At 31.3% G+C, this 5,627-nt stretch carries 11 protein-coding genes; all 11 read right to left on the bottom strand.

Annotated features, from left to right (window positions below; genetic code table 11):
- On the bottom strand, positions 1-349 hold a 349-nt coding region (locus tag ABT112_RS34645), incomplete at its 3' end, for a hypothetical protein (RefSeq protein ID WP_351515773.1).
- A 200-nt stretch (positions 350-549) separates the two neighbouring features.
- Positions 550-804 carry a hypothetical protein gene (locus ABT112_RS34640; RefSeq protein ID WP_351515772.1) on the bottom strand — a complete coding sequence of 85 codons (255 nt, stop codon included), beginning with the start codon at positions 802-804 and terminating at the stop codon, positions 550-552.
- A 104-nt stretch (positions 805-908) separates the two neighbouring features.
- A complete protein-coding gene (locus ABT112_RS34635; protein ID WP_058208103.1) occupies positions 909-1,094 on the bottom strand; it encodes a hypothetical protein in 186 nt (61 codons plus the stop codon).
- Between the two features lie 99 nt (positions 1,095-1,193).
- Positions 1,194-1,571 (bottom strand): hypothetical protein, encoded by a 378-nt coding sequence (locus tag ABT112_RS34630; RefSeq protein WP_308857989.1) that lies wholly within the window; start codon positions 1,569-1,571, stop codon positions 1,194-1,196.
- A 68-nt stretch (positions 1,572-1,639) separates the two neighbouring features.
- Positions 1,640-2,479: a hypothetical protein gene (locus tag ABT112_RS34625; RefSeq protein WP_312257981.1), complete on the bottom strand. Its 840-nt coding sequence runs from the start codon at positions 2,477-2,479 to the stop codon at positions 1,640-1,642.
- Positions 2,480-2,806: 327 nt separating this feature from the next.
- Complete coding sequence (locus ABT112_RS34620; RefSeq protein WP_351515771.1) at positions 2,807-3,013, bottom strand: hypothetical protein; 207 nt, start codon at positions 3,011-3,013, stop codon at positions 2,807-2,809.
- Positions 3,014-3,156: 143 nt separating this feature from the next.
- The gene (locus tag ABT112_RS34615; protein ID WP_312258060.1) at positions 3,157-3,519 is read right to left on the bottom strand and encodes a hypothetical protein; all 363 of its coding nucleotides are present in this window, start codon (positions 3,517-3,519) and stop codon (positions 3,157-3,159) included.
- Positions 3,520-3,536: 17 nt separating this feature from the next.
- On the bottom strand, positions 3,537-4,109 hold the full coding sequence (locus ABT112_RS34610) for a hypothetical protein (protein WP_312258059.1): 573 nt from the start codon (positions 4,107-4,109) through the stop codon (positions 3,537-3,539).
- 161 nt (positions 4,110-4,270) lie between these two features.
- Complete coding sequence (locus tag ABT112_RS34605; protein WP_011675329.1) at positions 4,271-4,477, bottom strand: hypothetical protein; 207 nt, start codon at positions 4,475-4,477, stop codon at positions 4,271-4,273.
- Between the two features lie 18 nt (positions 4,478-4,495).
- Entirely contained in the window at positions 4,496-4,678 is a 183-nt protein-coding gene (locus tag ABT112_RS34600; protein ID WP_003132807.1) for a hypothetical protein, read from the bottom strand.
- Positions 4,679-5,047: 369 nt separating this feature from the next.
- On the bottom strand, positions 5,048-5,627 hold a 580-nt coding region (locus tag ABT112_RS34595; RefSeq protein WP_351515770.1), incomplete at its 5' end, for a hypothetical protein.

Raw genomic sequence — 5,627 nt, 5'->3', positions numbered from 1 at the left:
GTAACAGCAATGGAGAATAGTTTACCCCTTGTGTAAGAATTTGATTAACGGGATTCCAATAGACATAGACTTGCCGCCCCTCCTCCTTTAAAGAATAGCATATACATTCAAATACTACGAATGCTAGTTTATCTTGAATTTTTAAATTTACATTACTAAATTCAAATGAAATAGGTATTCTTTTTGAACTATGCTTAGCTCTAACGGAATTTATATATTTAACAATTGAAAGTAATGTAGCGCTATTAAATACATCTGAACTATCTATGTAATGAAGCATTCCTTTATCAATCCGAACAAGGGAACTTCTTCCTCTATTACTAGAAAATAATTTATTCAAATACTTCATATTTTATTCTCCCATTCATCTATATTGTAACATAGGATAAAGATATTTTTAAGATATAAATAGTCTATTTACAATCAACGCTTTAATAATAAGTAACTATACCACTTTTTTTGAGGAGGGACTCGTACCATGCTGTTGTAATCGTAAAAATTACTCTTTGAACTCCTGACGACATGTAAATTTCTGATGTTTTTCTATTCCTAAGATTTGTCGGTATATATTCTGCCCTCTTCCCGGTTAATATCTGCCAAAATCATGTAAAGTGTATTATATCCGTTAAAACCTTTACCACTTTTCTTAATGTCAGCATATTCAACAACAGTTCCATCTTTCCATTTTCCATAGATTTTAGGTCTTTTTGTTGTAAAATTTCTTTTTCCGATTTGCTTAGGATGCTCAATTTCTCCATTAATCAGCGTTTTTTCAATATTTGAATCTGTCATATATCCCCCCATAAATGGATTATATTCTGCAATTGATAAAGCATATCACAGTCCTAAGCTTTAGGAATACAAAAAAGCACTCCTTGGGAAAATGAGATGCTTTCTTGTACTGTATTCTATCTCTTTCTCCTTTTTTCCAATAATTGCCAATTATCCGCAATCCATTTAATGATTGGGTCCCGTGGAAAAGCTTCTTCAACATCTCCGTTTTTCACAACTGGGAAATTATGTTCATAGCGATAATACTTATCAAATGTAGGACCACTTACACCAATAAATTCAGCTGCTAATTCTCGGGTCATAATCAACGGATAATCGGTATCATTGCATAATTGTCTACTTTCTAAATAAAAATTGTTATTATCTCATATAAAATACCTGGTCACTTGATCAGGTATTATTTAGTACTTTTTATCTTTTTCAACTTTTTTTAAAATTAAAACCATTTTATTGTTAAGCTGCTTTTGTTTATTATTATCTTTAATTACATGCATTGAATAAAGAATTATCCCAAATACAAAAACCAAAAACACTAGCGTTGATATATCTAAGACGTCAATACTTTTTAAAACTATTGTAATAGCTGTTGAAATTGTCAAAAAAAGTGTAGGTGCTAGTTCATTTTTATCCTTAGTATTAGAATATTTGAATATATAATAATTAAGTTCTTCTTTAGTTAGTTTTGAAAGTTGGTCAACAAAAGATTGATATGCTTTAAAATCAAGATCTTTTAATTTTATATGCGCCTCTAGATTTTTAATGATTATTTCTGCATCCATATTTTATCTACACCTATCTTATTATCTTATAAAAATGTTAATTTTATACAATTACTATTATTAAAACATTATAAATCATAAATGTTTTGACCTTTGTTGAGTACGGTTTCATACTCAATTTCCTCAAACTGAGTTAATTTCCCCGGATCCATCTTAGATACGATAACCGTAGCAACTTTTACGCCATTATTTTTTGATATTTTTTTTGCACTTTTATCAGAATATCTTGTAATTAAAACAGAATTTTCGATTTTATTTTGAAAGTATTGGTTGTAAGTGTCGAAATCAAGCACTGACTCTACAGTTGCGAAATTTATAGTCTCTAATGAGAATAGTTCACTACTATATACATAAGATTCTTCATTTTTTAACTCTGGTTTTCTTTTAGTCATTTTAATTTTACTAAAGTTTTGATAACATATTAGTAAATACAGCATAGAAGATATGAGTAATAAATTATTTAATGTAGCATGCTTCTCTATTGAGTTTATATAGTCATGCTTTAAAGCTTGGTAACTTTTATTCCATGGATAATTTGGTCTTTTTTCTTTAATCTTGTCACCACTACTATTAGTTACTAATACATTTTTTAAAGTATGGTAGAAAGGCATATAGTATTTGAATTCTTTTTTTGTTATAGATGATGAATTAAGAGTTAGAATAACGAGTCTGTTCTGTAATTTCCAGTCATTTAGCAATTTAAACAGGCAGTCATGATCATAAAATACCTTATCTCTTGCCCCTTTCCCACCGTTCTCAAAGTATAAATCCTTCGCAATAGATTCTATTTGATTTGCACATTCGAGTATAAGGTTTGCAATTTTTAATGAGTGAACATTACTCGATAGATTTTCATCATCAAATGAAATTTGGTAAGACAATTCAACAATCTGTTTTTCAATTTGCATATAATTAACTTTATAAAAATTATTATTCCTCATAGACTATTTCCCTTCGTCAAAATTATAACATAAAGATAAAAAACAGGGAATTGAGCAACATACAACTTTAACTAAAAACACGTTTCTATTAATATATTAAAGTTCATATCATCCAAGGTCCAAGGTGACACTTGTAAGTATCACCTTTATTATTAGTCCTAAAATTTATAACAAAAAAGCCCGCTGAGAACGGGCTTTAAAAACTGATTTCTTAACTACTATTATATCATAGCCCTTTTGGGGACTTTTTATTTGTTTTATATTTTGTATTGCGATGAAACTAAACTTACAAGGCTATTTTTCACGATATCCTCGCATATAATTTTTCATATATTCAGGATTCTTTGTTTCCCATTTTTTACGAACTTTCTTACGAGCTTCTTTTCTACATTCTTCGCTACAATATCTTTCTTGCTTGGCGGTATTGAACAAATTTTTGCAAGTTTTGCACCGAATAACGCTCATTTTTCTTCCTCCTTTCTGCTTGTTAAACACATACACGAGAAAAAATGTACAGTGACGGCGTGAAGTACGAGCTGACCCAGAGGGAGGGGGCTATGCCCCCATAGTTTCTTTAAAAATATTTTCAGATTTAAAAAATAAAATTAATAAATAATAAATTAATATAAATATTTTTTTATTAATTATAAACCTTTTAGTAAGTTGCTCCATGCTTGCTTTTCTCGTTCCGTCTTGTCGGTATCGACTCCGTGCTTGCTTTCATATTCAGATTCAATCTGTTGCATAGCTTTTTGTTTAGCAGTTTCAATTTCTTTGTCACGCTTTAACTTATTATCATTGTAATTTCTTTCGGCAACTTGTTTCATCAATCCATTAATCTCATCACGTTCGGCGTTCGCCTTATCTCTCATCTTGTCAAAGGCTTCTTTGCTCCGCTGTCTGCTCGTCTCCTCTAGTTCTTTGCGTTCAATCTCTGCGCCTTTTCGGATGTCCTCAACCCAATTGCCTGTATGTTGTTGGCTGTTGTCTTTGATTGTTTCTGTCATGGTGTCCCCCCCTTTTATTATGCGTTCATATCATCAAGAAATGTGTTGCCAAGATATTTAAAGTTATAAACATTTCGGACTGAGTTGTTTCGTTTATACTCTACCGCTCGCGTTATTCTGGTACCGTTTGACGCTACTAAACAATCGGCGTCTTTGTAAACATCATACTGCGCAATACGTAACAACTCATCAGCTTTATGGTAGACCGCATTAGATTCATCAGCCAATGACTTGAGTTCTGCCATTAGCTTAGCGCCCTTAATATTCAACTCATCTTGTAACTTATCGGCAGCCTTTTCAATATCTGAGACCAATTGATTATAATCATCTTTGGTCACTAATGGAGTGCTTTCCAATTTGTCTAACTGTTTTTGATACAATTCAATAGCGTGTTGTGATGTCCATATATCCCCCTTTGCTTTATCATAAGCTACTAAGTCAGCGATCTCCTCGGCTTTGATTAATTCATCATTAGCGATTTTTAAGGCTCTTTCCGCTTTTTCTTTATTATTTTTAAACTTCTCAATTTCCAATAAATTACCGTCCTTTTGATTGATAAGTTCTGCTTCAATTTCTTCAAATGTTTTCATTGTGGTTTCTCCTGTATTTATTTGTTAGTAAATATATATTATAATCGGAACTATTGATAGTTCCTGTAATTCCCTATGTTTATTAGGTTGATAGCTGTTTTTATAAGTTAGTTAAAACAACTGATTTTGGTGGGTGTCTTACCCTCATTATTTCTCCTTTATTATTCTGGTACTGTACCAAGTGGCCCACGTTTTGCGACTTTAATCGCCACAACATGACTTCCATTAAATACGGTAGTGCCTAGTTTAAATAACTGGTCAGGGTCATCTTGCCATTTGCCAATGACTTTCATATTATCCAGTGTCTGATTAAAGACAAATGCTGATGCATCATTTACTGTGTAAACCATAATTACTTTGTCGCTCATTTTTTTATCTCCCTATGTTTAAACTCGTTTTATTGAAACAATATTTTTTATGTTAAATAAATAGCCACCTAGCCACTCCGCATTTTTATCAACTAAAAGTGCATGACTAAATTTCTCAAATTCCTCTTCATCATAAGGAATATTAAATGGCATTTTTTCATTGACTGTAAAGACTACTGTCTTTGTAAAATTAAAGCTCATTATCAAACCTCTTTTTCTAAATTGGTATAGCTTTTTTCATTTGCTAACTATTGGTTTCTAAAATCACCACAATAGTTACATATTATTTAAGAAAATAGTTATGAATAATTACGCTTTTAAAACCTCTCAAAACCCTGTTATAAAGCCATAGTTACGATAAATACATTAATTACACATTTTTCCTTTATATAATATAGAATATTAAAATCTAGTATCCATAATTGGTATAATTAACTCAAACTCTTTTATAATAAATTACTATTTTACTCAATATTAAAAGTGTATTTTGCGTATTTTCTGTAACTATCCTTTTATATAGCTGTTTATGAGTATCAAAAAAACATAACTATTTGTAACTAAATTACACTTTTATGGTGGTTCATACATTGTTTCAAGAAATGCTTCAACTGCTTTTGCAGTACGTTGAGGGTTACCAATTGCAATAACACGAAAAGATTTTCTTTTTCCTTCAAAAGTTGGAAATGTACGAACCGTTTCAAAATATCCAATAATATCAAGAGCTTCTTTTCTTCGTTTAGGACTTCCAGCACCGTAATAGGTTTCTTTCAATAGCTTCTGAACCTCATCCGTTTTGATTATTGTCTTGTTCCCTTTGATGTGTTCCTCGATAATATAAATTTGCACATCGTCAAAATCAAAGTGATCACTACTGAAGTTATCCATTTCCACTTGCTTGAAATTGAACTTAAATTTATTCTGTCTCCAATAGACAAATGAAGAATATAAAGCAGCCACTCCTGCAAGCGCCGTTGCTTCTCGACTGGTCTCAGATACTCGCTGTTCAGTGAAAGCCTCCCAGTAGGGTGCAAAGATTGATTCACGTTCGCTATCAGTCTCTCTTTTTGGACGATTCTTAAAAGCAATGTTCACAGCCCTGCTATTCATTTCAGAAGAAAATAATACTTTTTCATTTGAATCAATAGACAGT

Origin of the sequence: Streptomyces sp. NPDC002055 (assembly GCF_040296705.1) — a bacterium.
Classification (GTDB): domain Bacteria; phylum Actinomycetota; class Actinomycetes; order Streptomycetales; family Streptomycetaceae; genus Streptomyces.
The sequence above is the reverse complement of the archived record's forward strand: the minus strand, read 5'-3'. Positions and strand labels throughout refer to the sequence as shown.